The organism is Bradyrhizobium sp. CCBAU 11434 (genome assembly GCF_028128895.1).
GTDB lineage: Bacteria > Pseudomonadota > Alphaproteobacteria > Rhizobiales > Xanthobacteraceae > Bradyrhizobium > Bradyrhizobium zhengyangense.
Map to the genome: position 1 here is coordinate 65,769 of NZ_LBJX01000094.1, position 26,163 is coordinate 91,931.

General features: G+C 57.0%; 22 protein-coding genes. 11 read left to right on the top strand and 11 right to left on the bottom strand.

Features of this window, described 5'->3' with window-relative positions; translation table 11 throughout:
- Positions 1 to 107: 107 nt before the first annotated feature.
- The 3 genes from XI06_RS25005 (at position 108) to XI06_RS25015 (ending at position 2,688) form a co-directional block, all read left to right on the top strand.
- The gene (locus XI06_RS25005) at positions 108 to 530 is read left to right on the top strand and encodes a hypothetical protein (protein ID WP_271606722.1); all 423 of its coding nucleotides are present in this window, start codon (positions 108 to 110) and stop codon (positions 528 to 530) included.
- Positions 531 to 2,149: 1,619 nt separating this feature from the next.
- Positions 2,150 to 2,323, top strand: coding sequence for an abortive infection family protein (locus XI06_RS25010; protein ID WP_271606723.1), 174 nt, complete (start codon positions 2,150 to 2,152; stop codon positions 2,321 to 2,323).
- A 218-nt stretch (positions 2,324 to 2,541) separates the two neighbouring features.
- Complete coding sequence (locus tag XI06_RS25015) at positions 2,542 to 2,688, top strand: ArdC family protein (RefSeq protein WP_271606724.1); 147 nt, start codon at positions 2,542 to 2,544, stop codon at positions 2,686 to 2,688.
- Positions 2,689 to 2,693: 5 nt separating this feature from the next.
- On the opposite strand, the gene XI06_RS25020 is transcribed toward XI06_RS25015, so the two are convergent.
- Both XI06_RS25020 and XI06_RS25025 read right to left on the bottom strand, forming a co-directional pair.
- A complete protein-coding gene (locus XI06_RS25020; protein WP_271606725.1) occupies positions 2,694 to 4,256 on the bottom strand; it encodes a metallophosphoesterase family protein in 1,563 nt (520 codons plus the stop codon).
- A 267-nt stretch (positions 4,257 to 4,523) separates the two neighbouring features.
- Complete coding sequence (locus tag XI06_RS25025) at positions 4,524 to 6,020, bottom strand: hypothetical protein (protein WP_271606726.1); 1,497 nt, start codon at positions 6,018 to 6,020, stop codon at positions 4,524 to 4,526.
- 265 nt (positions 6,021 to 6,285) lie between these two features.
- On the opposite strand from XI06_RS25025, the gene XI06_RS25030 reads away from it, so the two are divergent.
- The 3 genes from XI06_RS25030 (at position 6,286) to XI06_RS25040 (ending at position 8,249) form a co-directional block, all read left to right on the top strand.
- Positions 6,286 to 6,888: an ArdC family protein gene (locus tag XI06_RS25030; protein WP_271606727.1), complete on the top strand. Its 603-nt coding sequence runs from the start codon at positions 6,286 to 6,288 to the stop codon at positions 6,886 to 6,888.
- A 4-nt stretch (positions 6,889 to 6,892) separates the two neighbouring features.
- Positions 6,893 to 7,126, top strand: coding sequence for a zincin-like metallopeptidase domain-containing protein (locus tag XI06_RS25035; protein ID WP_271606823.1), 234 nt, complete (start codon positions 6,893 to 6,895; stop codon positions 7,124 to 7,126).
- A 904-nt stretch (positions 7,127 to 8,030) separates the two neighbouring features.
- Positions 8,031 to 8,249, top strand: coding sequence for a hypothetical protein (locus XI06_RS25040; RefSeq protein ID WP_271606728.1), 219 nt, complete (start codon positions 8,031 to 8,033; stop codon positions 8,247 to 8,249).
- Between the two features lie 792 nt (positions 8,250 to 9,041).
- On the opposite strand, the gene XI06_RS25045 is transcribed toward XI06_RS25040, so the two are convergent.
- The 4 genes from XI06_RS25045 to XI06_RS25060 all read right to left on the bottom strand — a co-directional run bounded on the left by XI06_RS25045 (position 9,042) and on the right by XI06_RS25060 (position 14,562).
- Positions 9,042 to 10,187, bottom strand: coding sequence for a trypsin-like serine peptidase (locus tag XI06_RS25045; protein ID WP_271606729.1), 1,146 nt, complete (start codon positions 10,185 to 10,187; stop codon positions 9,042 to 9,044).
- Between the two features lie 96 nt (positions 10,188 to 10,283).
- Complete coding sequence (locus XI06_RS25050; RefSeq protein ID WP_271606730.1) at positions 10,284 to 12,218, bottom strand: S8/S53 family peptidase; 1,935 nt, start codon at positions 12,216 to 12,218, stop codon at positions 10,284 to 10,286.
- A 10-nt stretch (positions 12,219 to 12,228) separates the two neighbouring features.
- On the bottom strand, positions 12,229 to 13,104 hold the full coding sequence (locus XI06_RS25055) for a trypsin-like serine protease (protein WP_271606731.1): 876 nt from the start codon (positions 13,102 to 13,104) through the stop codon (positions 12,229 to 12,231).
- Between the two features lie 117 nt (positions 13,105 to 13,221).
- Complete coding sequence (locus tag XI06_RS25060; protein ID WP_271606732.1) at positions 13,222 to 14,562, bottom strand: hypothetical protein; 1,341 nt, start codon at positions 14,560 to 14,562, stop codon at positions 13,222 to 13,224.
- A gap of 454 nt (positions 14,563 to 15,016) precedes the next feature.
- Here XI06_RS25060 and XI06_RS43965 point away from each other — a divergent pair, with 454 nt between their 5' ends.
- Positions 15,017 to 15,196 (top strand): transposase, encoded by a 180-nt coding sequence (locus XI06_RS43965; RefSeq protein ID WP_442868390.1) that lies wholly within the window; start codon positions 15,017 to 15,019, stop codon positions 15,194 to 15,196.
- A 12-nt stretch (positions 15,197 to 15,208) separates the two neighbouring features.
- On the opposite strand, the gene XI06_RS25065 is transcribed toward XI06_RS43965, so the two are convergent.
- A complete protein-coding gene (locus XI06_RS25065; protein WP_271606733.1) occupies positions 15,209 to 15,460 on the bottom strand; it encodes a hypothetical protein in 252 nt (83 codons plus the stop codon).
- Positions 15,460 to 15,759: a hypothetical protein gene (locus XI06_RS25070; RefSeq protein WP_271606734.1), complete on the bottom strand. Its 300-nt coding sequence runs from the start codon at positions 15,757 to 15,759 to the stop codon at positions 15,460 to 15,462. Before XI06_RS25070 ends, XI06_RS25065 begins: the two co-directional genes overlap by 1 nt.
- Positions 15,760 to 16,226: 467 nt before the next feature.
- On the opposite strand from XI06_RS25070, the gene XI06_RS25075 reads away from it, so the two are divergent.
- From XI06_RS25075 to tnpB, 4 genes are all read left to right on the top strand, one after another.
- Positions 16,227 to 17,324, top strand: coding sequence for a Fic family protein (locus tag XI06_RS25075; RefSeq protein ID WP_271606735.1), 1,098 nt, complete (start codon positions 16,227 to 16,229; stop codon positions 17,322 to 17,324).
- 44 nt (positions 17,325 to 17,368) lie between these two features.
- Complete coding sequence (locus tag XI06_RS25080) at positions 17,369 to 17,683, top strand: hypothetical protein (protein WP_271606736.1); 315 nt, start codon at positions 17,369 to 17,371, stop codon at positions 17,681 to 17,683.
- Between the two features lie 366 nt (positions 17,684 to 18,049).
- Positions 18,050 to 18,445 (top strand): IS66-like element accessory protein TnpA, encoded by a 396-nt coding sequence (tnpA, locus tag XI06_RS43970; RefSeq protein ID WP_442868388.1) that lies wholly within the window; start codon positions 18,050 to 18,052, stop codon positions 18,443 to 18,445.
- Complete coding sequence (tnpB, locus tag XI06_RS25090; protein WP_271606737.1) at positions 18,442 to 18,930, top strand: IS66 family insertion sequence element accessory protein TnpB; 489 nt, start codon at positions 18,442 to 18,444, stop codon at positions 18,928 to 18,930. The genes tnpA and tnpB overlap by 4 nt, the downstream gene beginning before the upstream one ends.
- Before the next feature lie 1,726 nt (positions 18,931 to 20,656).
- Here tnpB and XI06_RS25095 read toward each other — a convergent pair.
- From XI06_RS25095 to XI06_RS25100, 3 genes are all read right to left on the bottom strand, one after another.
- Positions 20,657 to 21,490, bottom strand: coding sequence for a YopT-type cysteine protease domain-containing protein (locus XI06_RS25095; protein WP_333909366.1), 834 nt, complete (start codon positions 21,488 to 21,490; stop codon positions 20,657 to 20,659).
- 668 nt (positions 21,491 to 22,158) lie between these two features.
- On the bottom strand, positions 22,159 to 22,578 hold the full coding sequence (locus XI06_RS43975) for a DUF7694 domain-containing protein (protein ID WP_442869472.1): 420 nt from the start codon (positions 22,576 to 22,578) through the stop codon (positions 22,159 to 22,161).
- A 1,992-nt stretch (positions 22,579 to 24,570) separates the two neighbouring features.
- Positions 24,571 to 24,804: a hypothetical protein gene (locus XI06_RS25100; RefSeq protein WP_271606738.1), complete on the bottom strand. Its 234-nt coding sequence runs from the start codon at positions 24,802 to 24,804 to the stop codon at positions 24,571 to 24,573.
- Between the last annotated feature and the right edge of the window lie 1,359 nt (positions 24,805 to 26,163).

Sequence of the window (26,163 nt, forward strand, 5' to 3'; positions counted from 1 at the left end):
CCAGCTTCCTTGTCTTCTTGTTTCGATCGCTTCGACAACAGCTTCGGCGGGCCAGAAGGTCGAAAAGGGAGCCAATACCCGCCGCCCATCCTTCCGTCGTTTTGCCTTTGGAAATCGCGAACCTGCGTGGCGTTGACTGGCGCGCCCGTGTTTATGCACTGACAAGCAGCATTGCCTTTCCCGAGGGAGAGGTTCTCGACAGTGAAGACCTCCTGCATGGCTCGTCGTGTCAGGCTGCGAACGATCTCCTGCAGGCGATGCGCCTGCGTGCTGCCGAACGGTTGCTAGCAATCCGCATTATACCGCGGCACATCATCAACAGCATCAAGCGCCTGGAGAGGCCGAGCGAGCTCCTTGCTTTGCTCTCCAAGCACAAAGCACTCAACACACATGGCCGTCCCGATATTGAGCTGTACCGGATGGCGGAGCGTACCCTCCGCACAGCGCCGGATCTAAACGACCCTTCCCACAAGACAGCAACAGACGTGAAGAAGCTTATTTTCGCAGGTGTCGCTTCGGGCCAAGTGTAGCAAGGACGCGTTAGCCTTTGGCACGTACCGAACGATGCATCGGCACATCCATATCTTCGCCCAACCCTACATAACCCGGAGTTTTTCGATGAAACGGAGAGTCGGCTTTACGAGCATGCTCAAGTTAAGTCTTTCCGCCGCTTTTGTCCTTGCCGCCCAGGCGGCACCGGCACAGATGGTCCTCGATTCAGATCCTGCGCCGGGCACCCTCAGGTATCGTCAGATCGTTTACGTAAGGTGCGGTCCCGGTAAGGCCCGCATCGTCACCGGGGCAACAACATGATAGGCAAAGGTCCGGCACGCCAACGCGGACCATGCGTACCATTCAAACGGTAGGACGTTGAGAGTTTCAACGAGCCGCACCTGCGAACCATTGGGACGCCTCGACAGTCGTAGCTGGCGTTGTGCGTTCCGCCCCACCTATCAATTTCTCAGGAGCTTGAACGTGAGAAAGCGAGCTCTCGCAGTTGCAATTGCGATAGCTGCCACCGCTTCACCGCCGGCATCCGCCCAGAACGTCACATTCTGCCAGGGAGTCGCCGGCGGAGGCCCCGGCTATGCCATGCGCGCGCCGTCCGCCGCGACCACGGAAGTGTGAAGTGTACCGGAAGTACGATGAGTGCATGAAGGCACAGAAGTTCGCCTCACCGGCTTCGGCTCCGGCCGCCAAGAAGTCTCGCCGCAACGAGCAAAGCATTCCCTACGAAGACCGCCGCCTCAAGCGCTCAACCCAACGGTGAACAATGAAGAACCTCAAAACACTGGCTCCGCTTTGCGTATTGGCGATCCTCACGGCATGCGGTGGCCCGAGCGAACAAGAGGTGGTTGCGGCGGTCGGTAACCGCGACATCACTGACGTATCCTGTGCTCAGGCGACCGGAGCGCCCGGCTACACGTGCAGTTTCCGGCTGGGTCGTGACGTGCTCACGCGGCGGGTCGTGAAACGAGAATCGGCGGCTGGCAGCTTGCCTGTTAGGTAGGTGCCTAAGGGCAACTCGCCAGGCATCGCCCGTATGTTATGCTTGGCGGCATGTCATTCGGATTTGATCTCCCCACCGATCCCCTCAAGCCGGCGGCCATGCTGGAAAGCCTGCTGGTTGCGCGCGCGACTGGAGATATGAGCGCAAGTACCCAGGACTATGAGCAGCTACGACGGGATTTTGTCTCCGATCCCGATCTCAAGCCGCTCTTGCCTTCGTTCGTGCAGACCTGCCGCACGCTGGATGTGTTCTGGCGGTTCATCAAGGAGCGGGCAGGAACATATGCTGAGCGACGCAGGATCATCGGAGAGGCTTTCACGCCGCTCGTCGAGCATCTTGAGGGTCGCAACCGGGCGCCGGGCGACCTCTTGGTCTCGGACGCACTCCAGACTTTTGATGCGGAAGGCGTGCACTCGGTATGGAGCGAGGCGCTTAGTCGTCGAGCCCAGGACCCGGAGGGCGCAATCACAGTCGCCCGCACGTTGTTGGAGACCGTATGCAAGCGCATTCTAGATGACCTGGGCGCAACGTATTCCGAGAAAGACGATCTGCCTAAGCTCTACACGCTGGCAGCAAAGGGTCTGAAACTCGCCCCCGACCAGCACACGCTGGAGTATCAAGGCCATCCTTGGCGGCGCCATGAATCTGGTGAACGGGATCGGCACTTTGCGCAACCGCCTCAGCGACTCCCATGGCCGCGGGGGCAAACCCGTGAAGCCTTCATCGAGGCATGCAAGCCTGGCGGCCAATACAGCCGGCGCAATCGCCACCTTCCTCGTTGAAACCCACCTCGACAGGAAGCCTAAGGCCTAGCGCGCTTCACGCGAGCTTTGCCGAGTCTTCTTCTGCGTTCCTTACGATCTCTCCTTAGCGTCCATCCGCCATGCTTATCGGCTGACCTGACGCGGATTTGCGTCCACCGCAAGGGTCAAGCCCTCGCGCAGGCGCGCACCTCTCGGTGTGCAGCGCCCGTCTCTCCGCGTCCTTCCGGTCGCTGGCAAGGCCGGTGGCCGCAAACAAGGAGAGACGACATGAGCAAGGAACGCTTCGACATTCATCAGCATCTGATCGACCGTATCGTCGCGGCGATCGAGGCCGGCGCAGGCCAGTGGCAAATGCCTTGGCATCGCGGCAGCGGCGGGCGGGCTCCCGTCAGCATCGCTTCCGGCAACACCTAGCGCAATCATAGGTCACATACGTACTCACTGGTCGTCTTAAGCTTTCCGCCAACAATTCGCTGCGCGGCCAACCTCGCGGTCATTTGTGACGTCTTCCTGTTGATGCTTATGATATTGACTGAAGCGTAGATCTCACCGGTGTTCGTGGCCACTTTCCCTACCGAACTGCCACAACCCACGACCGCGATTCCCCTGGGATCGCTCGTCGCGATGTTGCCGAGTCTCGGGATATGCTCGTGCCCGTGAAGAACCGCTGCAAATTCTCTATCCCGTACGAATCCCTTGAATGTTTCTGCATCCCTCAATTCGACAGTCTTAGCCATCCACTTGCCAAACATTCGTTCTGAGAGGGGTAGCGGATACCAATCTGGTCGAGGAACCGGTATTGGATGATGGTGCAGCAAGGCGATCATCAAGAACTCTTCCGCTGACTTTTTCTGATCGATCTTGCTCCCGATGAATTGAAATTGACGCTCCCCGATTTTGCCCGTTGCCAAATCGAAATTTGATTGCGCCTCCATGTTGGAGTTGAAGCAAGCAAGTCCGATACGGGCATCATCTATCCAACGGATCGGTTCGTTGGGAAAACGTAATGCGCTACTCAAGTCGGGGAGGAGAAAGCCGTCTCCTCTGATGTCATGGTTTCCCAGAACGATGACCGGCTCCTCAATCCCTAAATTATGCAGAAAATCTATGAACCTTTCCGCCTCATCAAAATAACGCGGATTGGGATCATCAAGTATGTCGCCCGTAATGATCGGCACGACCGTGCCACCTTCAGGAAGCTCGGCGAGAACGTTACGGATAAGTTGTTGAAGACGACCCAGCCTCGTGCTCGCTTCTTCACTACCAATGTGAAGGTCACTGAGGTGTAAAAGCGTGACGATGGATGACTCGTTGGCTCTCACTTCGTTAAAGGCCTCTCGATATCGCTTCTGCAACTCCTTGAGAGTCATCCCCTCAGAGGTATTGAGATGCGAGAGCATCCAGCCGGCACGCGAGCGAATTGCGGAAAGGTCATTCGACCCGAATGGCAGGAAAGCCGCTTCATCGGAGCTCGTCCAAAAAAGCATCCCCGGCCAGCTCGTCGTCTCCGCGAGGGCGTAGCGAAATGCCGGAAAGACATCGATGAGTACGTCCGAGCGCTGCAGGATGTTGTATTGGGGCTGCAACACGATGCCCGCATCTGGCCACTTCTCTTCTCGCACCAGCGACGCCAGGAATTCGCGGGAACACACGTAGTCATTTACACGTTGGTCGGTGCGCGAAGGTACAATGAGGGCAGCCCAAGGCCCAGTCTCCAAGTGCTTTCGTAGCTCTTCCAGAAATTCAGGCTGGATTGGCGAGCCAAAAGGACGGTGATGCAGGCGTTCCAATGCCGACTTGGCCACTTTCTGCAGACGCCGCTCAGTACTTGCAGACGCCACAAAATCGCTTCCCAACTTTGAGAGGAAAGCTTCCAGAAGTTCATACTCTTCGCCAGGATTCTCCCATCTCGGCATAGGCCGCTTGCTGTCCAGAAGATACGCCAGCCAATTGAGTGACTTCAGGTCGAACCTGATACCCATGTGCCTCTCCCAGTATTGCGCGTCCCTCCCAGTGTGATCGTTGGATCAACCTACCGTTGAAGTTGCAATCAGTCCATAGCTCAGCCAGTGACCTTCAACCAGTGCTGCTGGTCAAATTGGGTGTGTGCTCTTGTCCTACTTCACGCCCGTCCCTCTTTAGCGTCCCCAGCCATGCTCATCGTCTGCCCTCACGCGGATACCCGTCCGCCCGAAGGGGCTAGCCCTCGCGCAAGCGTGCGGCGCCCCTCTCTCCGCGTCTCTGATGGCCTATGCGGCCAATGGCAACGGTGGAGGTATCTTCCGAGCTAGCCGTCGAATTATAAACGCCAGAACCTCAATAGCGAACAGTGTCACAAGGAACACGGTCGCTGCTAGCCAATATGTCGGGTCAAGCATAATCACCAGCATGATGAGGCTGATCCTTGGAAGAGCCAACCAGCAGATGACCCACAGTGCGATGCTTCTAAGGAAGAACCCGATGTCGCGTCCGTAGCGGACAAATAGCTCTCGTGTCCTCCGCCACGCCATCATTGGCAGGCGATACTGCAAAATGCATCGACCGAGCCGTCGGCTGAGACCCCTAGTCGCGATGATTGTCAGTACAAATATGCCCGCTAAACCGGCAGGACTGTTCAGCGCGCGCAAGACCTCAAGCATCGCGGCTCCGCGGAGATGGGGCTTAGCAAGCTCAACGTGGACCAACATCGGGTCCTCTAGCATCCTTTGCGGCTCAAACAGCGAAAACGCATCACGCGGGAATCCGACTCGCAATCTGAGAGTTTCCGTCTTCCCCTTGCGCTTAATCGAGATCGTAGCCGGAAATGTTTCCGCTATGCAGCCGCGCGGGGCAGTAATGGTCAACATGCTATATTTGCTTGGGATAAGACCAGGAGCCTGAAACTGAATCATTGGGAGTTTGGAGACAAATTCCTGATATTCAGTTGGATGGTTGCGTACCCACTGTGAATATGGCTTTCCTGGTGCGCAGCTTGCCGCTACGACGACCCCTCCATCTGGCTCTTCGTTGGTCGTGGTCGAGCAAAAGAAGAATGATTCCGGATTTTGGTAGTCAGAGAACCACTTCCTGACTTCCTCTGGGAATTTCTTGCCAAACAGAAAGCGCTCGACCGCCATCCTGGATTTGTGGGGTATCCGCATTGACCACGAGACAAAAGGTAGAGCAAAGCATTCATTTAGTACAATGCGGCCCTCGTAGTCGAAGTGCTCCACGTGTCGTGTGAGCCCATTAAAGCCTAACCAATCGGCGTAGTAGAACGATCGGATCGTTGCCTCCGTTTCGGGAGTGCTGAATACCCCTCCTTCCTTCGTCGGCGCCGGGGACAAGAGAATTGGTGCGGCCAGGCCGACAGCGCTGCTGGACACAAGCAAACCGCATAACCAAGCACCAAAAGCCTGGAAAGCGGATATCCGTGACCATCGTGCGACGGCATATGGAAGCAATGAACAGATTGCCGCTCCCCCTAGGAGGAGACCAACTGGAACCACGAACAGGAAGTCGCCGGAGAGAACAATAGACGGCCTCCACGCCGTGGTCGACAAGACCAGCGTCAGCAATGCAAATGGGGTAGCTAGGATTGCGGCCATCACTGCCGCTCGCCTTGGCATCGCCAGCACTAGCCCAAACAATGCGCCCACCAGCACCGCCAACGCTATATGCCGATGTAAGAGAGCGGTCGAAACAAGCAGCAGCCAGCCTGCGGTCAGGAGGATGAGTGATCCGTATTTCCTGAGCAGTGCACCCATGTGCGCTCAAAGATTTGAGGTTGTATCCTCATCCAATATAGCTCGCTGCGCGACGGCTTGCAGGTGGCCGATTGTCGCTCTCCGCTGACATTGCCGTCTCTCCTTAGCACTCACCGGCCATGCTTATCCGCTGCCCTGACGCGGATACCCGTCCGCCGCAAGGGGCAAGCCCTCGCGCAGGCGCGCCCTTCGGGTGCGGCGCCCGTCTCTCCGCGTCTCTCCGGTCGCCCGGCACGGCCGGTGGCCCCAAACAAGGAGAGACGACATGCGCAAGGAACGCTTCGACATTCATCAGCATCTGACCGATCGCATCGTCGCGGCGATCGAGGCCGGTGCAGGCCAGTGGCAAATGCCCTGGCATCGGGGCAGCGGCGGGCGGGCTCCCGTCAATGTCGCATCCGGCAACGCCTATCGCGGGGTCAATGTTCTTGCCTTCTGGGTTGAAGTCCAGGTTCTTGGCTATGGCTCGCACCTCTGGGGCACCTACCGCCAGTGGGCCGAGAAAGGCACCACCGTCCGCAAGGGCCAGAAGGCTTCCTACGTCGTTTTCTACAAGCAGGTCGAGGTTGCGTCTGATGACGACGCTGAGAACGACTCCAAGACTCGGGCGTTTGCTGGGGCGACGCCTGTGTTCAACGCAGACCAGTCGATGGCTTGCCGGAGATCGCTCCTACCGCTTCCGTCGAGCAGACGCACGACGTTGAAAGCTTCATTGCACGTACAGGGGCGAAGATCGTCCATGGCGGTCATCGGGCCTGCTCCATTGCAAAGTTGGACGAGATCCATATGCCGGCGCGTGAACTGTTCACCGGATCAACAACATCGAGTGCGACCGAAGCCTACTACTCCACCCTACTCCACGAGTTGACGCACTGGACTGGACTGGACCGGAGCATCGCTGTGACCGTCAGCTATCCGGTCGCTTTGGGACCGATGCTTATGCGATGGAGGAGCTGGTCGCCGAGCTTGGCGCGGCGTTCCTCTGCGCAGAACCTTGGAATCGCGGTAGAGCCGCGACCCGACCATGCGCAGTACTTGGCGCACTGGCTGAACGTCCTGAAGGCCGACAAGCGGGCCATCTTCTTCGCAGCCTCGAAGGCTGGTGAAGCCGTGACCTTCCTACGCTCCACCGCCTAGCGGCGGTCCGGCATGCCCTCTTGCTGGCCTGACTGAACCATGAGATTCACGAGCGCAAGCAACGGAAACTGGGGGCGGCAATGAAGGGAAAGATCGTTTCGCACCGCGAGGTCGCGGCCCGTTGGTCGTATGCGGAGATTACCGGACGCTTCGCCTCCGTATATGACGGCAACCATCGGGAGCCCGAGAGCGTTGCCCTTATTGCCAAGATCAAGAACGGCGCGGCCTTTGACGACTTGGATCAAGCTGATCGGGATCAGCTCGCGCGCTGGTTCGACACCGGTTACAGGCAGGATTACCCGGGGCGTTCAATGCCTGGTACACGAGCTTTCGTGGCGAGAGCTGGACAAAGTCGCAATTGGCCGCAGTCTACACTCTTCCAATCATCGACCCGCTCGGCCAGAGACGCTCGCTCACATTCGGCAATTACCTTGCCCACCCGAGGCTAGGGAGCAAACGCGCTTAAGGGACGGAATGGCGTGCGGCAGGCGCTATGGGGATTTGAGCGTCGCAGGCGAGCTGGCTGATTTGGATCGAGCCGATGCAACGAGTGGTGCGACGGTGAGGCGGCTGACGAATGCACGGCGGATGGGATCGGACTGCGACGGCTGGCGGATATCCGGGCGTGCTCTGTCGTGGCTGGTCGAGAGCCAGCGAGTGCGACGGGCAGATTTGCCGGACTGTGACACGGGGTTAGTGGGGGCATCACGTCAGGCTGCGGCTAGTTACGGGCTTGCGGTTTCCGGCTCGATCTTGATGAGTTACTCGGGCTCTGTTCCACCAGGGCTGATCCTGCCAAGCGGTGGATCTGTTGGTTGGAACACCAGTTCCGTACAGTTGGCAGGGTCCGTCGCCGGAGCAACGGGAGACTTTATGCGGTTCATCACCTCCGGCACTGAAGCCATGCGCATCGTCAGCACCGGCATGATCGGCATCGGCACCACGAGCCCTTCTGCCGCACTGGATGTCACTTCTACCGTCAGCACGGTCGATCCCATCCGCTTCGGCGCGGCCAACGGCCGCTACATCGTCATGAACAGCGCAGCCGCCTCCATCGACTACTATGGCTCTGGCGGTCTCGGCGCCAACTAGGTTTTCTACATCAAGCGCGGCACCTCGGCGCAGAACCTCGTCCTCAACCCGACCGTCACCAGTTCAACCGGCAAGGTCGGCATCGGCGTCACGGGTGATGCCGTGGCCACGCCTTCCGCAACCCTCCATGTCAGCGGTACCGTGCTTACCACCAGCTGGACCGCGATTAACTTCAATGGCAACGTTGTCCCCACCGCCCCGCTGGAAGTCTTCGGTACGGTGAGCGCCACCGCGTTCTACCCTGAAGGCGAAACCCTCAAAGCTGTAGAACGCATCTGCCAAAAGCTTGAGAACGACGGAAAGCCTCACAAATTCCTAATATGGCGCCGTCATCACGACAAGCCTACCCCGCACGGAAGTCGATATTCCATCCAGTCAACGTCGCGGACCAGTTGCGCTTAAATGTCGACCCGAGACGAGCGCGTAAGCATAGGCGCCCGGCAACGAAACCTTGCCCCTACATTCCGTCGGCTCGCGCTCCTTGGCTGGCGCGGACGGGCAGAAAGGGGCGCTGCCTGCTGCTACCGCGGCTGGTGCCCAGGACGTCCGTTCCGGCAGATGTGGCTCGGTAGCTGGCCCCGCCCTTGGTCGGGTTCACAGTCTAGCGTTGGCATCGGAATAGGACGAGCCTTACGATAGTTAAGCCGGCTTCGAGGTCGCTTTGTTTGGTCCGGTGATTGAGAGACGTCGTCTGTGACCTCCGGGCGTTGGTTCGGCTGATTTGCGAGAGCCTCGGCTCTCGCCGTAACGAGGCATAGAAAACAGGCCGCCATCTTTGTGGATGTTCGGAGGCTAATTTTCCAAACACGCCGGTGCGTAATCATTGCAAGCCGCATCAACCAGCTTCTTTACGTTCTCGGCCACAAATGGGCTAGCGCCCATCCATTTTACGGCATTGTTGGTCGACCCCCAACTCGTAACGCCAATAATCGTATTGGGGGTGGGCGCACTTCCGAATTGAGTTCCTGTCAAAGCCGGCTGAACGCCAAAGTTCATTATCCAAGGCCCACCACTCGAACCGCCACACATCAGCGATCCGATAATCGTGTTGTCCACGTTTGCTGAATCGACCGCCCCTTGCGAGTCATTCCGCTGCATGTAACCCGCATTGTCGAGGCAGGCCGGATAGCCAAGCTGTGTCAGATGCGTGATGCGCTGAGGCGTAAAACCTCCACCATTCCAAGCGAAAGCAAACCAGCCGGTCCGTTTGCCAGGATAGGAGTTCTTCTGAGGAACCAGGACGAGGACGGCAACGTCATCCTTGCAAACGACTCCTGCCACTTTGCATGAATCTGATCCATCCAGGTAGGACTTAAGAGCATATGCTTTCTTCACGGTCCACTTTCCGAACGGGGAAATTCCGTCTCGGTAACCCGGATGGAATTCCCAATCGGAATAGTATTGATTGCTTCCAAATTTTGCGACGCAATGCGCTGCTGTGATGACAAGTCCCGGCTTTATCAATGAGGCTGAGCAAATGTAGGACTCTCCTGACTCATTGAAGAAAAGCTTCCCGGCCGCGCTGTAAGGGTATTGGTCGTTCGTCGCATTCGGCTTGAGATCGGCTCGAGCCGTGGAGAACGGAAGGCCAGACGTTCCGAAATCGACCTGCGCCGGAGCTTCGGGCAAGTTCTCCCGGGCCTTGGAAACCGGAGAACGAAGCCCCGGTGTCGATGGTTTGCCGGTACCGATGGCCCCGGCTTGCAACCCGGGTATCCGTTGTTCCTGGGGGGCGCTTCCTTGCAGAGCCTTGCTGGCATCGGCATCGGTATAGCCCTGCGCAATCGGCAGCGGCTTCGGTCGCGCGGTTGCGTAAGATATTTTTCCTCCCGGTTGTTCAGTCGACGTGCTGACGGGACCTACCGGACCGGTCTGCGCATGGGCGGCCGCCGTCAACGTCCACAAAAGCAGCGAAGTCATGCCTACACGAAACATCATTTGCTCCTCCAGATAAATTCCGCACGTCACAACTAGCGTTAACGCGATCAAATGGTGCGCCACCTTGAATCAAGGCCAGATCGAAGGCGGAGCGTATCAGTTCTTCCGAAACAGCCTTGGCACGTAATCGATCAAATCGCCCCAGGCGATCGGGTCGGGTCTCCCGTCGAGCACCAACTTGTCGCTCGATGGCTCGCACTCAGTCTCCTGAAGCTGCTCTTGGCTGTCTGACCACAGGACTCGAAGGAACAGCGCGCCAGCTTTGTTTTTAACGTTGATTTTTCTGATCGTGGGAAGGATCACCGTGTCCTTGCATATGTCGGATGGGGCGGTCCATTGCCCAAACTCCAACGGACGCGATCGCAATTGCAGAACATCATCATACAGGCTGAGCGCCTTCGGAATGTTGAGGCGGCCCGACCAGGCTGAAAGATCTTCCAAACGTCCGTCGTAGTCCACGGAGGCTTGCAGACGACGCTTGATATCCTTGGGTGTTCTGAGACCGAACGATCGCAGCAGGGACGCAGTCAAACTCACCAGCGGAGCGGCAAAGGATGTTCCCGTCACGCCCGACACCGTTTGATCGTACGGCACGTCACAGCCCGGCGCGAAGAGATCGACATACTTGCCACCCTTGTTCGTGAAGCCGGCGGGTGACAGGGTGGCATCTATTGCGGCTACTGTAACAAACTGCGTTCCAGACTCCTCGTTGCGGCCACCATAGTTTGCCGGATACCAATCCGTAAAATTAAGTTCAGCGCTCTCGTTGCCTGCCGCGCTCACAACGAGCGACTGAGCATTTCTCTTTATGGCGTTCAAGATGCCCGGCAATTGGTCCTTAGAGGCGACGCTTAAATTCACGATATCACCGTGCGTGACGAACCATTCAACCGCCTTCACCAGCCCACCCGACGTTATGCCGTAACCTCCGCCGCTGCCCGCTGGCGGCTCCATGACATTCACGACGTTCAGCTTGAACAGGGACGACAGTTGCGGATAGGCCTTCTGAAGCTTGGGGAAACCCGCGGCGATACGAGCGACCTCGGTGCCGTGTAAGCGCACCTCGTTTGGTGTGTGATCGGAATAGGGGCGAATGTTGTCCAGGCGAAACACCCCAATTCCGTATGGGCTGTTCGCGTTTGTAAAATCATTGCGACGGAGCAAGCCAGACGGAAAAGACGCATCAAGTCCCGTATCGACTATCGTAAGGGTGGCCGGATAGGACTGCTCCGCAAACGAAAGCGTGCGCTTGATGACCCCGGCGACTGCTTGATCATCGTAGGGCCATGGAACGGCAGCATCGGGAGAGGCCGCCGGACATGTCTGACCGTCTGCATCGACGGGATTTATGAGCGAAATGGCTGGCGGCACCTCGATCTCTATCAACGGGCTGTCCGGATCTGCAAATCCAGCGAGTTCCTTTATCTTTTCAATGTGCTCCAATGCGGTGAGGGAGCTGCCCCGTTTGACAGGGAACGTGGTGATTTCGGTCACAAAGGGAATGCGGATGGTCGAGCCGGGCTTAAGATTGGCTAGATCGAGACCCTTGTTGAGATTCTCTACAAGCTCTCGATAAGTTAAGCCGCATCGCGGCGTAACTGAATCATCAGGACTACACTTCTGTATTTGGTTGGCTTTGCGGCCAATTTTTCTCAAAAGAACGGAGTCCAAGGTATCGCCAACGAATACGCTGACAGCAACACCATCTCCGGAATCGTCCCTCCGCCATTTCGCGCAGGCGGGAATGACCGCGGATCGTCGCACTTGGGCAGGCTCGCGGACCAGCTTCGTGTTGTAGCTACCGAAGAACAACGAGCTGAACGTGTTCGTGACGTGCCCACACACTTGCTTGATGAAACGTTCCGGCAGCTCACCAATATTGATGTACCCGACCTTTGGCTCAGAATTTCGCGCAATGTATTCGATCGTAGCGTTCGAAAGTCCTGGCGTCCCCCGCAACGAAATGTACTCATCGGCATGAGCTGCGCTCTGAAATCCGAGAATAATGACGAGCGGCTTGAGACAATTCATGATCGATATCTCACTTACACGCAGCGCCAAAATTAATGCCGCAGACCTTTTGATCCGGATTGTCCTTCATCCAATCCTTAATAAACGCAACCGCAGCCGACGACGTGACACTGGATAGAAGTGACTCGCCCTGCTTGTACAGGGTGCGCGAGTTAACAGCTGCCAAAACGCGCGATCCGTCGATGCGTTGGATGTAGGCGCCGCCTCCGCTGTCGCCGGGACAAACGATCACCTGATCTCGCGTTACTACCGTATTGGGTTCTCCAGGCTCGGTACCGGGGAGCTTCGCGATACGAGCTTGTCCGATGCGAAACTTTCCATCATTTCCTCCCGATGGCGGGCCACCTGTCGGCGGAGGTGGAATCGTGCAACCAAACCCCGTAAGAAGGAGCTTCGCTTCCTGCACGAGCTTGGACGGGTCCTGATTTAGCCGTTCATATTTGATGCCGTCAGCAGCCTCTGTCAGGCGGCATAATGCGTAGTCCGCGCTTAGATCACCCGCGCCTCCATGATAGCCCTCGGCGTGCTTGCAAGGTCCCGACAGCGCCTTCTCGCGAAATTCGATAGCCGCGAGTTGCCCGTCGCCGACGCAGTGGGCAGCAAGCAGCAAGGCCGTTGGACCAATCAAGGTCGCAGTACATCTCGCGCCTGCTTGAGCCGAATAAAACGAAGCCGGCCACTCCGTCGATTTGGCCTCTTTCCCGCCGATCAACTCAGGACCAATGCCGGCCTGATTCAATTTTTCGACGGAACCCATCTGTATGGGCCCCTTGTTGATGACGAACGCATCATACTCCGCGGCATCTACAACCGAGGAAAACATGAAAGCGGTGATCGCCGCAATTACGCATCGAAATGCGGCATCCGTGAAACTGCCGACACCCAATCTGTGTCCTCCTAAGCAATCAAAGGCCACCCAACGTTCGAATCTTTCACAAGATCAGGTGAGCCCCGGTCAATCCCGTCATTCAAATCTTATGCTCGAAAAATCAGGGCGCGACACTCAGCCGTTTACGAGAGCATCAATCGCCTTCCGTATTTTATCCCGGTTCTCCTGCGATACTGCAGTCGCAACCGAACCGGCAAAACTGACCAATTGCGTAACGTGCTGCCAGAACTCATCAGCCTTAGTCGGATTAGCGATAATTGCCCCGAAATCGGCCGTGATTTCCTTGAAACTATTCAGTCCGGCCGACGTGTCTCCGGCATCTGCCACGACGTCGTAGTCGCTCGCAGTCTTCAATGCCGCGCCAATTTGCTCCTGCACTTCCTTCCAAACTGCGTGATGGCAGCGCAGAAAGATCGCGCTCGGTCCGCCTGTTTCGGAGCGGTCAAAGACCTTTTTATCGGGATCGGCGCAAGCGTCGACCTTCCCGATGTCGATTTTCACTGCGGAGATCACTGTCAGCTGTTCTGCAAACGACCCGGCAAGCGCCATTCTTCTTGCAAATGTATAATCGGAGACAGCTTTGGCGAGCTCAATGCCAGCGTTGCGTATCGCCGATTGATTCTTCGGTTCGGACAAGAATTCTTTAATCGCTTGCTCACGCTTGCCCTCGTCGATAATCGTCGCCGCCTCGATCGCAACAGGCGTAATAATTCCGAGCAGCGTATCGATCAACACACCGATCGGGCCCAAAAAGCTTAGACTCGGAAGGCCTGAAGCCGCGGCAGGCTGAACCAAGTCAGTCGCGGCGGCCTGGGCAACTATTTCGACCCCGTAGTATGCTCTGTCGAATTCCTTTAAATCGCCTTGGCAACGCTCAAGCGTTCGGCCTCTGATTTTGTCTATGGCACCCGGTTGTAGCGTCGCGTTGCTGGCCTTGACTTGGTATGAAGCGAAGAGTGCTTGTAAAGCCGAGAGGATATCGCCAGGAGCAGTACTCTTACTAACGGACTGTATCTCGGTTGCGACCGAATTGAGATAGTTAGCCCGAGCAACTGACTGTAGATGATCTACAACGATTTTCGCAGATTGATCACGCCGAGAGAATTTGTCCAGGATGAGAACCGAATTCGCGCGGATCCCGCAGAGAATCTCCGAAAGTTCGAGCCCCTTTCCCAAATCAACCGTCTTGTTTGTCGCGCTGGTCGCGTATGCGGCAAGAACCTGCTGCGTGACAGATTTGCGGATCAGAGCTAACCGCCCCGCTCCCCTTTCAAGCAGCAGCAAGTCGGATGCGGAAGTGGTCACCGATGAGAGCGATGCGACAAAGGAGGTGTATCCCTTCTGGTCCTTAGGATCCGGCGCCTGAGCCAGTGCACCCGAGAAGCTCGCATAGATCGCACCCAGAACGATCGCGAGCAAACGCGCGTGCAAGATCCAAGAATGGTGGCGGGTCATTCTGCTAGTCCCCTTCACTCAATCCTTGATTGCATTGTTCCTCACATTTTTAAATTGAGTCAAGCGCTTCTTATGGATTCCGCTACTCACCGTCCGATTCGTACGCAGGCGCAACAATACATTGATAGCAGGTTGCTTGAGGCGCGACGGAATGCTGAAGTTGTAAGTCGCGATGTGCAGCAGCTCGTCTCGGCAGTAGCGATCTCGAAGCGCCGGTTTGCCGGACGGGGGCATATCCTATCCGGGCAACTTAGCTGACCTCGCTCTTTAAGTTGCCCTCTCCACTTTGGTGCATCAGGGGGCAAGAGAAGTAGCCAACCCGATTGCTTCATTTTCGGGCGCAGATCGCCGCTGAACTGCCCCCCGTTTCGACCGGACACCGCCATTAGCCGGAGGAGCTAGGCCTTGTCCTAGGCATACGCCTATGTCCGACACGTTTTCGAAGGTGTAAGTCATCACCGGCGTTGCCGGGCGGCGACGGTTTACGACGGAGCAGAAGCTCTTGGTCGTCAACGAGACGCTGCAACCGGACATGTCGATCAGCTATGTTGCTCGTCGCCATGGGCTCTCTCGTAGTTTGCTGTGGCGCGATATATTGCAGAAATACATCTTCCATATCGGCGGAAAAAGTTAGGATCATCTGCTTTCATTTTCCCATAGCGGCCGCCATCGACATGCCTCCGCCATCGACAAGAGCCTGGGCGGTACTCCATCCTGAGTGCATTTTTTCAATCGCATCGCCATAGCCGCCGCGAAACGAATCGGCGATTGATTGAATTCCTTTAGCTATATCCTTCGCGCCGACTGCATAGGCGTTTTGCAGAGCAGCTTCGAGCGGCGCGAGAACAAACCGGAAGAATTCCTTTTCGAGCACTTTGTAACGATGCCCGCGGATCATCACTGAGGCGCTTTTGGCTTGAAACTCAATATCCTTCGAAACTTCACCGAATTCGCTTGGTTTATCGACTGGCTGCTGGCCATGGCGTAGAACGTGACCGTCATACGTAGCTTCTCACATTTTTCCTGAAGCTCGGTTGCCTTGGCTTGCTCGAAGTCGCCTTTGGCAAATTCGCCAGTACGCGAGCTCCAAACCGCGTGAACATATTCACGCACGAACTGGAATTTGTTGATCAGATCCCTGTAGTCTGACGTTAGCTTCTTTGGATCACGCAGCGCCCCCAGAGTGACTGAGACCAAAGATAGCCAAGTAGCTCCTGAGGAGGCTGGGCCAAGATCAGATCTCGGATTTGGGCAGCCAGTTGCTCCATCTCGATCCGGAGGTCCGTAGCAGCTTGTGCCAACTGTGCCTGCCGGTCTTCATCAGTTGCCGCTAGCGCACTCCCTACGGCTATCTGCGCGTTGTCATCAGGTCGCGAATTTTCATTGGCCATTGAAAATCCTGTTGCTCTATCTCAGCGCGTCGTTGAGGGTGCGAGGCCAATTCAACCTAAGACTGTCCGCAATCGGGGCAATCCACTCAATGTGAAACAAAATTAGCCCACATCCGGTGCTGGCAAACGTTCGCCGGAACCACCATAGGAACAGAGCGATGCATGACATTTTATGTTGCGGTGATTAGGGTACCTATTCGCCGCACTATATGCGTGGAATATTATTGCTTTTGCGGCGAATAGGCGCCATATTCTCCGCAAAGGGTGCGGAGAATGACCCATATCCATGAACTGAACAAGTGGCCCCATTTCAGATGGGATGCGGCGAAGATTGCCCAGAAGCTGGCGGCTGTCCGCAACCGGCAGGGGCGTCTTACCGGCCGCATGGAAGAACTCGGCTTCAGACTAAAGACGGAAGCCAACCTCGAAGCGCTTACCGAGGAAGTGACGAAGTCGAGCGAGATCGAGGGTGAAGTTCTCAGCCGCGACCAGGTGCGTTCATCACTGGCACGCCGCCTGGGTCTCGATATCGGTGCACTCACGCCGGCTGAGCGCAACGTCGAAGGCATTGTTGAAATGATGCTCGACGCAACGGGAAAGTACAACACCCCCATCACCTCCGAACGTCTATTTGACTGGCATGCTGCTCTGTTTCCCACCGGTCGCAGCGGCATGACCAAAATCACTGTCGGCGCGTGGCGTACCGAAGAATCCGGACCTATGCAGGTCGTGTCCGGCGCGATCGGACGTGAGCGCGTTCATTACGAAGCGCCAAAAGCGGCGCTGGTGCCCAATGAGATGAAGGCCTTCATCCACTGGTTCAATGGCACCCAAGATATCGATCCGGTGCTGAAGGCGGCTATCGCCCATCTGTGGTTTGTAACTGTCCATCCTTTTGAGGATGGCAACGGTCGCATTGCGCGCGCGATAGCCGATATGGCGCTAGCGCGTTCCGAAAGCAGCCCACAACGATTCTACAGCATGTCGGCTCAAATCAGGCAGGAGCGCAACGCCTACTACGATATCTTGGAAGCCACGCAGAAGGGTGATCTTGAGATCACGGAGTGGCTCACTTGGTTTCTCGATTGTCTTGACCGCGCTTTTGACCGCGCCGATACGATCCTGGCATCCGTGCTCAAAAAAGCGCGCTTCTGGAACAAGCACGCGGATCAAAAGTTGAATGAGCGTCAGAAGGCAATGATCGAACGTCTGTTCGAGGGTTTTGAAGGCAAGCTTAACTCATCGAAGTGGGCCAAACTGACCAAGACCTCGCAAGACACCGCTCTGCGCGACATCGAAGATCTGGTTGCAAAGGGGATACTCGCGAAGGACGCGGCCGGTGGTCGCAGCACGAGCTATTCGCTAATTTAGGCCGTAGCAGAACTAGGGGGCACTGAGCTGACGTGAGTTATGACTTGACCCAGCTCGGCTGGAAGGCCTTCCAAGACCTTACAATTCCCAATCTTTGCGGAGATTTCTGCCGGTGCTCTCACCTAAACTCGCCATATGCCGAGCAACTCCACATATCAGCTTCCACTGATCGACGCATAGAACGTGCACTGGTGCAGCTCTCCTACTTCATCGAGCGCAATGGTGATTTCTGGCTCCCCTTGTACGAGAAATTTGAAGCTGAGCTGCAGGAATTGAAGGCCGGGGAGGATACCAAGACACGTGCTCGGCGTCGGCTGTTGGCCTACAGCGAGGCAGGCGCCTTGAAGGCAATCCGCTGAAGATACTTGGGCTTCAATTCAAGCGATGGGTTCTTCCCGTACTTCAGCTTGCAGGTCTCCCAAATCATGCAAACGCAACGGTGCTGTCGCGTCTAACCTGCTCGAATATTTCGCGAACTTCCGTGGTGGGCGCGAAACCGCGTCAGCGACTATCTAGGCCACTCTCGTCGACACCGCCCTGGCGTCGATGAGCTGTTCCTACATCCATTCTCGGTCGAAGAGCGTGAGCGCTATTGGGGTAAGAGCGAGTTGTTCTGAGCATTGTTCGGGCTGACCGTGGTATCCCTCCGGCGGCGACCGCCTTGCATAGTTTGAGGGGTGGCCTGAGGATTTGACCTTAAGTCTAGCTTTAGGGTCACGTGGCGAATGCAGGTCAATGTGTTGGGCGCCGAGCGTCGGCGGCGATGGAGTTACGACGAGAAGGTCCGCCTCGTCGAGGAGACCTTGCAGGCCGGCGAGACGGTCTGCGGCGTCGCGCGCCGGCATGGGGTGGTTCATAGCTTGCTGTTCACATGGCGTCGGCAGGCGCGCCGGGGCCGCCTGGGCGGTGATGCGGTGCCAGCTCTGGTTCCTGTCGAGATCACACCTGCGCCGGCACCGGCATCGATCAGCACGTCGCAACTGGCGTCTTCGCCTCCTGCGCAACGCGCAAGGGCTGGAATCATCGAGATCGAGCTTAGCGGCGGCTGTCGTGTTCGCGTTGACCGCGACGTCGACGGTGAGGCGTTGCAGCGGGTTCTTGAGCTCCTGCGGCGGCGATGATCCCGATCCCAAGCGGCGTCAGGGTTTGGATCGCCACTGGCCACACCGATATGCGTCGCGGCATGCGAAGCCTGGCTCTTACGGTTCAGGAGAGCCTGAAGCGCGATCCTCATGGTGGAGATCTCTACATCTTCCGGGGTCGCAGCGGCGATCTGGTCAAGATTCTGTGGCATGACGGGTTGGGCATGTCGCTCTACGCGAAGCGCCTGGATCGCGGCAAGTTCATCTGGCCCTCGGCGTCGGACGGCGCGATATCGATCTCGGCGGCGCAAATGGCTTACATGCTCGAGGGCATCATCGGGATAAAGATGCAATGTGGGCATGACCGCGAGGTTTCCGAGACGCACCCGCGCCGAAAACGTGCTCGGCATCGCCGACCTTGCTTAACGCGAACAATAGATGTTCGTCCTTCGGGAACAACTTCTGATCGAATTCAATGCGCGCAGCGTGGTCTAGCCCGGATATCGAGTGGCCCGCAGGTTTAAGCGCGAAATCTGCGAAGACTACGATCATGACGAGCAGCGCTGCCCGACGTCATACCGCTGGCATTAAGCCGCTCCGAGAGGGGCGCGTCTTCCGCTGAGGGGATCGTGCGAAGCCGCCCGCCAGAAGCTACATAGCTCGGATCATGATACGGACGAAGGATATTCAACCCCTTCTTCATGTCTTCGTCCTTTGGGAAGTAAGTCTTGACGTGACGGACCAAGGACTCGTGGTCCCCAGAACATCGTTTGGCGATGAGCGCCAAGATGATTTCCAAGTCGGCGAAGCGCCTGAGTATAGCGCTTAAGCGCCTTCAGGTTTGGCTTTTTCTGATCCGCATATTGGCAATCGCCTTATCGATACTGTCCCGATGTTCTGCAGAGAGATGGGGATGGTAGTTGCGGCCGCCACTAGAGACACGACCCGGATCGGGTGGGCGCGCCTCGGCCAAGTGCTGCTCAAAGCCCTCTTGTCCGGCATGCCCCCTGGGGCTCTTCCAACACCGCGTGCTGCACCTGGGACCAAGCTGTTACATTGGATGGATCGAAATTGGACGGGTCCACACTAGCCTCACGTCCAAGAAATCAATTGAGCTGATCCTATTATGGATAGGCTTTCCAGAAGCTGACGAGGCCGTCGCACGTGAAGCAATGCATCGCCAATCCGCAAGACGAAACTGCCCCGCGGCTCTCAATCACCTTTCCAGTTAGGAGGGCATCGACCCACACCGACCGCTTTTCGTTTTATGAATCGCGTCGGGTTCGTCAGCTTTCGGACAGTTAGTCCGTGTACAGTGACGTCGAAGTTAGCAGCGCGTGGCAGGGACAGCGCTTGCCCCGTGTATGCGTGGGGCTTTCGGGCGCCGAGTCACGTTTCTGCTAACTTCAACCAGTGCGGGCGTGGCAGCGACAGCGTCTGATTCACCGTCCTGACCAGCGCCGAGTCGCGCCCGCGCTGCTTCCGGTGTGACACTGGGATCCTATGTAAGCCATCGGATCTTCCAGAACTAATAGCCAGTCTCCGCTGAGAGGGGCTCAAGCCGTAAATTCGAAAATTGTCAAAGGACCTTGTAGTCGGCCCGCTCCAAAAGTTCGACCGCTAGGCTTGGATCGAACACAGTTCATACTGTTATCACTTTCGGTTCCGGTTGAGATCTTCAACCAGAGCCAGACCTCCGCGAAAGCGCAGTGACGAGGACAAGGCACGGGCCCGAGCTCGTGGCGAGCGTCGACTCGGTCGTGCGCTGGTGCGACGGCACACATCGTCGTTGACAGCAGCCTTTTGGCTGGCCGGGTCAGTTAGAGAAGCGACCGGCGACGATTCCAAAGCAGACGAAAATACAACTTGCGCCGATTGCGTTGGATGCGTGATGCTCGCCCTTAGCCCTGAGCGCAAGGACTAAAGGCGTCGAAACCCACACGAGGAGCTTAGCAACTTTTAGGAAAGTCCAACGGTAGGGCACGAGCTCATCAACCTGAGTGACCGGCCAGCCTCTCTCTAAGCATTCTCCCCTCGCTGCATTACTTCCAAAGAGCTGCTGTCGAGCATGGCCCTCCAACGCCCGAATGGGCGCGGTGAGCTCTGCTTCACGTTGGGCGCGCGTTCAGAGCGCCACAATCCATATTTTTGCCGTGGTTGCACTGCCGGACGCGATGCGGATGTCCGGCATCGATAGCGAAAGGATCCACTCGCGGGCCTCAGCCAAGTATGTTCCAACCTCCCAAACGCTCACATCATCCTTTGTGTTACGACAGTCGCTATATCATGTCGGTTCGGGTTCCTGTAGCGGTCGGCGAGACTTTCGAACAACTCACCCATCTGATCTGAGCGAACAGTAAATTCCCCGTAATTGGGATCAAAGAGGGTCGTCATTCCATTCGATGTCGACGTTGCGATTGTGTGGGCGCCGCCTGCGGCGAAACGCAAGCTGACCAAGTAGATCGACCCATCGTCGGCGACCTCATTCACGATCTGGTCAATGCGCGAAGATGTACCAAACCTATATCGCGTCTCTCGGGCGAACGGCTCCAGGCCGGCTTCGCGTAACATCGTACTTTTGGCCTGAAGGTTGTGAGAACCTTCCCCTCTATCGCTTTGCAACAGAGTCTTGAGCTCTTCATATCGCTGCTGACGCATTGCCGCCGAGCTGTGATTTTGAGTCCCCGGGCGCAGCGCCCTCATCCGGGATGATGGGCTGCTCGGGAGATCGAGGAGCCACTCCGCTGCCAATCCAACGCAGATTCCGTTGACATTGGCCTCGGACAATTCAGCAGTCCTGTATTCGAACAGAGGACGAATAGGCCTCGCTGGAGAGGATGGATTTGAGCTGGAGGACAGAGAGGATGTGCTGGGCTCCGAGGTGCTTGGACTATAAATGATAGCGTCTGAAGTCCGTGGCTTGCTGCAGCAGAGCCCCATTTTGTCAGACAATTCCCCAGATGGCGGGCTCTCCCGTTGAGCGAGATCTGTCAATGCTTGAGCGAATTCGTAGCTGCCCGCCGACCGGCTCGGCTCGTCAGCTTGATTAGGGCGTGTGGATCGGCCACTAACTCGATTATACATGCCGGTTCGCCTGCTTCCTCAGCGTACGTTTCCTCAGAGCGAGCGCGGGCTGCTTTACGCTCTGCTTGCGAATGATCTTGCGGCAAGCTGACGACAAGCTGACAACCGGATAAATTAGCGAAGCTACCGTCCCGCGCCTAATTGGTGTCTCGACCGACTCTGCTCACGAGCCCCGCTCTAGATGCGGGATTGTAGCCGACGAGCGGATGACTGTCGCACAGCGACAGCAGGCCGACTTTCTGCAATTCCGGATGCAGTCAGGGTGATGGGGCGAGAGCGCCTTCGTCAAACTGAATTCGACCGTCGCGTTGGCCCGATCTCACCATCACCGCGTTATGCCGCCCGCCGGCACAAACTTCTCGCTCCAAAGAGTTGCGCAATTCGCGTCGTTGGATCGGTCAGTTACAGCCTTGTGACCGGTCGTCGGCCTGGTGAAATGTTGCTGCCGAACCACATTCAACACGGTTCCGCAATTTTTACCCGGATCAGTGCATTGTTAGCTGCTCCTACGTGACAGCAGCCAATTTCAGGTTCAGCCGCCCGCACACGGCAACAGGCGATTGATCCTGACCTATACCCGCTTATGACGCCTCAGTTCGGCGGCGCCGATCTGTGCTTCTGCAGCCGCTCGGCGTCACCTTCCGCTCGGATATTACCAACTCACCCTATCATGCTGTCGCGCTCATCCGCGCGAAGAACATTGCCGCGTCTGAGGGCCCTAGTCCAACAACGCCTACAAAGCTTGCCGGCGGCATCGGAATCTCCCGATGAGTGGGTCTCCACAGGTGAAGGCAATATCGGCTGTTATTCACGTACTGCGAATGTGGCGGATGCAGTTGCATGACGCACTCCTCTTCATCCCAGAACAGGTCTTTGACAAAGCACATCTCTTCCCAGTTCGGACAGCGTCGCTGCGTCGAGACCGCAACATGCTCCCATTCGGGACGAACGAATCCAGTTATCTTTAGTTCGCATCCGCAAGGCCCCTGAACAAGAAACACGCCGCAAGGGCCTGATCCCGGAGCGGTACCGAACCGGCCGTGTTGTACGCGGCCGGCCTCCAGCTTCTCTATTATCTGCGCGCGCACGCCCGCTCCTTTGCCTCCCGGACGGGCTTGAGCTCGACGCAAATGGCGTTGTCTCGCGACTCGTCAACCAGCTCGATCCTCGGCCCGGCGCTCCTAGACCACTCGTCAGTGCACCATCTGAAAAAGCCGCAGATGTCGTCCATCACACTCGTCCTCCTGTTAGATTCTTCTAACGCTCGCATTGTCGGCGACGAGCGCTCTCAGGGCCACCGATCGCCTGAGTATGAGCGGTAGCACGATCGGCGCGACAGCGAATCAGTCCGCCGATCGCACCTTTCCGCTCACGATGCAACTCTGTTATCAAGCCTCTCTCATGCGAAGCATCTTACCCATCGATGCCAGCCAGTATCAGTCGCACATCGCCGAACAGAGCGCCCATCAGCAACACGAATGTCGCCCATCGCTCTCTCGCGCTTCATGCAAGCGTTAGCGGCCATTCAAGTTTGATGGCGACCTGCCTGAGCTTCTTAGCCGTCACCCCTCTTCAATGAATTGGTCGTAATCATGGCACGCCCTGTCGCAAAACCAGTGCTGGCACCAGTTTATGTTTTCGCGGCGATATTAATGCTTGGTGAGATCGTAGTACTTGACCATTCGCAGCCGTCTGGGCTCTGAATAGCACCAATGCGCCATCTATGTGAACACGATCGAATTGTACGGGGTCAAGTCGAACGAGCTTGCACCAGAGCAGCGGGTGCCTGGCATGAACTGTCTCCGAGTTGATAACATCCAGCGGACTGCCTGCCATCTCGATGTCTTCTCGTAAGCTAACGGTCAGAATCAATGATTAGTCGCTCTCATTAAGTGCCCCCGTCGGCCGATCTTCCTGCTTCACTACGATGCAAGTCCTAACTCATTGTTCACCGTATGACGCGTGCGAACGCGCTCACGCGTCCGCTAATAATAGGGGTGTTGTCTTTCAGACATGAACGTCGCGAATCCGACCTCGGGCAGCGACTGTATGTTGCCAACGCCCGACAGAGGCGCCTTCGCTTGCATCAAAGCGGTCCCGACACTTCTCTCGTCGTGGCACGTAGATTGCTGCGGTGACGGAAAGCGGCCTTAACTGTACCGACGATACACGAGCATGCCATCGTGCGGATGCTCGCCGCGCAACAGACAACGATTCTGATACTCTCCTTTATGAAACAGGACTGCGAACTTATGAGTGGTACGAGGCATGCAAAGCCCGGCATTTTTCCGTGGACCAGCGCAACGTCTGATGAAATGACGCATTGGCGCACACCAAAGCATCCAACGACCAAGTATTGCGGCGCCAATTGTCGCTCCGGGCAGGCGCAAAGGAGGTGGAATCTTTGGCCGTTGGCCGCACTCCTCATAAATGCCCTGCTTTGGGTGGGTATTTATTGGATCATCGCAGCGCTCCTCTGAAAAAATGTCTCGGATGAAGCCCCGAGGGGCTTTCCGACGCTTGTCGCATGCCGCGGCCGCACCGTATGCGCAGAATCAATCGGACGTGGAGAGCTCTTCACAGAGACTTAGTTCCCGTGCACATTTCGCGCGACCATCTGGAAATCCACACCAGCGCCGACGCAAAGGAGATATTGAGACATGACGCAGATATCTCGAATTGGCGAAACTGATATGCCATTGCAGCCGCGAGAAAGTTCCAAACATCGACCTGCAACAGCTCAACACGTCCGCACGTGGATGGCATTCGGGGCTTCCGGGTTGAGCCCGACGCATTGACCGCCAATTGAGGTCTAGGGTTCCGCATTCTCGTGACATGAGAATTAGCTCTCGAGAAGCTGCCAAAACGAGGAGACCTGAAGGAGCGTTCGGCAGGTGGCCTGCTCCACCTTTGCGTAGGTGTGGCAATCTGGAGCGCTGCACGGCACCGTCTGGATGCTCCCCTACGGAGCCCTCAACGTGCTTTCCAGACACTGACTTTTTTGATGAGCGGCATTTGCGTGGCCATGGGGCGGGCAGCGATCAACAGGCCGGGGCCGTCTGCTGATCCCCAGCGACGCTTTACAGCTCTTCGTCGGGCCACGTATCGTCCTCGTTTTTATGCATCTGCCACACTTGGGCACGCCGGGCCAGCTTGTCGTATTCCACGGCAATTTTAAGCAGCCTGTCTTTGGCTTTTCCGTCAGGGAGCGCTCCCGCTTTCTTTCGCGTTGCTTCCGCGCGGCCGCGCCAATGGTCGGGCTGGTAGAGTCTACTTTTCGGATTCATGCCCAGATCATGCAATTCGTAGATCAAAGAAGTGCGACACCATCTCTCCGTATAATCACGTAACAGCGACGCTCGCGGCCTCGGTTGCCGAAGCAGACGGTCGCCATGCACAGCTGCTATTCTGGAGCACCACCGTGCGCGTTGGAGCCGCGGCTCGTACGAAGAATACACAGCCCCAAGATCCTCAGACGATCGGACGGTCGAAGGGACTTGAATCGCACGTAGCGTCACATTGTACGATCCTGGACAAGTCCGACAACCCAGACGTCCCGGACACGTCATGAGAACTGCGAATGCTTCAAACATCAATCAGGACGATAAGATCCGCCGTGTGCATCTTTGTCCGCGCTGCGTCGGAGCTGTTCCTGTCGCGGCTGGACGAAATCGCGCGTTTCGAGATCCTCACGGCAGGCGCTCCTAGGACCGTCGCCTCACCGGAACGGACGCGAGACGGAGGCTCCATCCCAGATTGACGACCGAACGTGTTCACATAACGGGAAACACCGGCGCGATCACGTCAAACATAGTCCTGGCGCGCGCCATCATGGTTCGCTCTGAACAATCGAATGCATCATCAACAGTCGCTTGAACGCACCTGCGCTTCCGGCTGCTGTCTCAGCGCGACAGCTGGTGCGGGCTCTTCAACCCGGCGCCGGCGACGGCGTCATTAGTCGGCTGGCGAGTAGGCTGAGCCAGAGAACCTAGGCACATGTCACGCTCAAACAATGCCTCGCAACATCCGGGCATGCACCGAAATCAACGGAAGCTCCAGAATGATCACTTGCTGGACCAGCCCAGCCGCCAGTGCTTCTACTCTTCGTGGTGCTCTACCACTAGGCAGATGTCGTTTTGTCGGTCCGGACAGATGACCAGCACTGTACGGACCGGAAAAAGCGGAAGAACGAGCATGCCGGCACCGTGCTTTAGCAGTCGCGGCCGGTTTCCCGTTTGACAGCATGTTGCGCTTCGCGCGGTAACAACAATAACGCACCTACACGGACTTGAAGGGATATCATGACTCGAACTCAGTTGACTTCGCGCCTCAAACTCTCCCATTGCGCCATCGCTCTCGTCGCAATGACAGCTGTAATCCCGCGGCCGGTCGACGGGCGCGATCAAACGCCGAGCGCAGAAGAGAAACAGGCTTGCATGGAGGACGTGTTCCGCCTTTGTAGCAGCCACATACCAGATCGCACCGCTATCACTGCCTGCCTCAGATCAAAGCAAGCGAGCCTCAGTCAGCAATGCCGCTACGTGATCTCCGTTCGAGACACTGGCGACAAAGGCAGCAACTCGAAGTGAAGATGTGGTGTCCAGAAATGAACAGCTTGACCCTTACGTAGCGTCAGGTTGTAGCCTCGCCAACTGTGCCCACACTGCACCGAC

What these genes read in the sequence shown, in the direction of transcription:
- XI06_RS25065 (WP_271606733.1), bottom strand. Translation starts at nt 15,460, where the DNA reads ATGATCCGCGGGCATCGTTACAAAGTGCTCGAAAAGGAATTCTTCCGG.
- XI06_RS25030 (WP_271606727.1), top strand. Translation starts at nt 6,286, where the DNA reads ATGCGCAAGGAACGCTTCGACATTCATCAGCATCTGACCGATCGCATC.
- XI06_RS25050 (WP_271606730.1), bottom strand. Translation starts at nt 12,218, where the DNA reads ATGAATTGTCTCAAGCCGCTCGTCATTATTCTCGGATTTCAGAGCGCA.
- XI06_RS25020 (WP_271606725.1), bottom strand. Translation starts at nt 4,256, where the DNA reads ATGGGTATCAGGTTCGACCTGAAGTCACTCAATTGGCTGGCGTATCTT.
- tnpA (WP_442868388.1), top strand. Translation starts at nt 18,050, where the DNA reads ATGCAGGTCAATGTGTTGGGCGCCGAGCGTCGGCGGCGATGGAGTTAC.
- XI06_RS25010 (WP_271606723.1), top strand. Translation starts at nt 2,150, where the DNA reads ATGAATCTGGTGAACGGGATCGGCACTTTGCGCAACCGCCTCAGCGAC.
- XI06_RS25060 (WP_271606732.1), bottom strand. Translation starts at nt 14,562, where the DNA reads ATGACCCGCCACCATTCTTGGATCTTGCACGCGCGTTTGCTCGCGATC.
- XI06_RS25075 (WP_271606735.1), top strand. Translation starts at nt 16,227, where the DNA reads ATGACCCATATCCATGAACTGAACAAGTGGCCCCATTTCAGATGGGAT.
- XI06_RS25040 (WP_271606728.1), top strand. Translation starts at nt 8,031, where the DNA reads ATGCGGTTCATCACCTCCGGCACTGAAGCCATGCGCATCGTCAGCACC.
- XI06_RS25025 (WP_271606726.1), bottom strand. Translation starts at nt 6,020, where the DNA reads ATGGGTGCACTGCTCAGGAAATACGGATCACTCATCCTCCTGACCGCA.
- tnpB (WP_271606737.1), top strand. Translation starts at nt 18,442, where the DNA reads ATGATCCCGATCCCAAGCGGCGTCAGGGTTTGGATCGCCACTGGCCAC.
- XI06_RS25015 (WP_271606724.1), top strand. Translation starts at nt 2,542, where the DNA reads ATGAGCAAGGAACGCTTCGACATTCATCAGCATCTGATCGACCGTATC.
- XI06_RS25095 (WP_333909366.1), bottom strand. Translation starts at nt 21,490, where the DNA reads ATGTATAATCGAGTTAGTGGCCGATCCACACGCCCTAATCAAGCTGAC.
- XI06_RS25045 (WP_271606729.1), bottom strand. Translation starts at nt 10,187, where the DNA reads ATGATGTTTCGTGTAGGCATGACTTCGCTGCTTTTGTGGACGTTGACG.